Origin of the sequence: Streptomyces sp. SID3212 (genome assembly GCF_009865405.1) — a bacterium.
Classification (GTDB): domain Bacteria; phylum Actinomycetota; class Actinomycetes; order Streptomycetales; family Streptomycetaceae; genus Streptomyces.
Genome location: NZ_WWJY01000984.1, coordinates 1 through 1,426, shown reverse-complemented (window position 1 = coordinate 1,426; position 1,426 = coordinate 1). Strand labels below are relative to the sequence as shown.

1 protein-coding gene and 1 pseudogene are annotated in these 1,426 nt (G+C 74.7%); both read left to right on the top strand.

The genetic code is table 11. The annotated features are described in order from the left end of the window. Positions 1-1,066: pseudogene (locus GT042_RS29455) on the top strand (DNA repair protein RecN); the annotation flags it as partial. Positions 1,067-1,216: 150 nt separating this feature from the next. Then, positions 1,217-1,426, top strand: a 210-nt coding sequence (locus GT042_RS29450; RefSeq protein ID WP_161311753.1) for a glycosyltransferase, incomplete at its 3' end; no start/stop codon positions are given.

Sequence of the window (1,426 nt, the reverse complement as noted above, 5' to 3'; positions counted from 1 at the left end):
CGCCCACGCGGCGCTCGCGGGCGACCCCGAGGACCCGGAGGCCGTCGACGCGACGATGCTCGTCGGGGGCGCGGGACGGGCCCTGGACGCCGTACGGGCGCACGATCCGGCCCTCGCCGGGCTCGCCGAGCGGATGGGGGAGATCTCCATCCTGCTGGCGGACGTCGCCGGGGAGCTGGCGGGATACGCCGACAACCTGGACGCCGATCCGCTGCGGCTGGCCGCCGTGGAGGAGCGCCGGGCGTCCCTCACCTCCCTGACCCGCAAGTACGGCAAGTACGGCGACGGTATCGACGGTGTCCTCGCCTGGGCCGAGGAGAGCACGGCGCGCCTGGCCGAGCTGGAAGGCGACGACGAGCGGATCGGCGAGCTGACGGCGGAACGGGACGCGCTGCGCGCCGAACTGTCCGGCCTCGCCCAGGCGTTGACCGACGCCAGGTCGGCGGCGGCGGCGCTCTTCGCGGAGGCCGTCACGGCGGAACTGGCCTCGCTGGCCATGCCCCACGCGCGGGTGTCGTTCGACATCCGGCAGACGGAGGCGGCCGACGAGACGTCCGGCATCGAGGTGGGCGGCCGGTCGGTCGTGTACGGCCCGCACGGCGTCGACGAGGTCGAACTGCTCCTGGCCCCGCACCCGGGCGCCCAGCCCCGGCCGATCGCCAAGGGCGCCTCGGGCGGTGAACTGTCCCGCGTGATGCTCGCCGTGGAGGTGGTCTTCGCGGGCTCCGACCCGGTGCCGACGTACCTCTTCGACGAGGTCGACGCGGGGGTCGGCGGCAAGGCGGCGGTCGAGGTGGGCCGCCGGCTCGCCAAACTCGCCCAGTCCGCGCAGGTGGTGGTGGTCACCCACCTCCCCCAGGTCGCGGCGTTCGCCGACCGCCAGCTGCTGGTGGAGAAGACCAACGACGGCTCGGTGACCCGCTCGGGTGTGACGGTCCTGGAAGGCGAGGACCGCGTACGGGAGTTGTCGCGGATGCTCGCGGGGCAGGAGGACTCGGAGACGGCCCGCGCCCACGCCGAGGAACTCCTGGCCACGGCCCGCGCCGACGGCCCGCGCCCCGGCTGACCTCCCTCTCCGCAGGTCACCCGGTTGGGTGAACCTGGTGGGGGAGTTGAGGCGCCGGACACACGAACGACGCTTTCGCGGTGTCGGAACGTGCGTACGGACTGGCATCCTTGACGTACCCCCCGATCCCGACCCAGGAGCCTTGGCCACGTGACACCACTGCGTACGGTCCAGGTGCTCGGCGGCGGCAGCGCGGGCAGCAGCGCGCACGTCCGCTCCCTGGCGGCCGGCCTGGTCGCCAGGGGAGTGCGCGTGACCGTGTGCGCCCCCGCCGACCTGGAGCGCTCGTACGACTACGGCGGCGCCGGGGCCCACCACGTACCCGTACCGAGGCGCGGGGACCCGGCGGCCGTCGCCGCG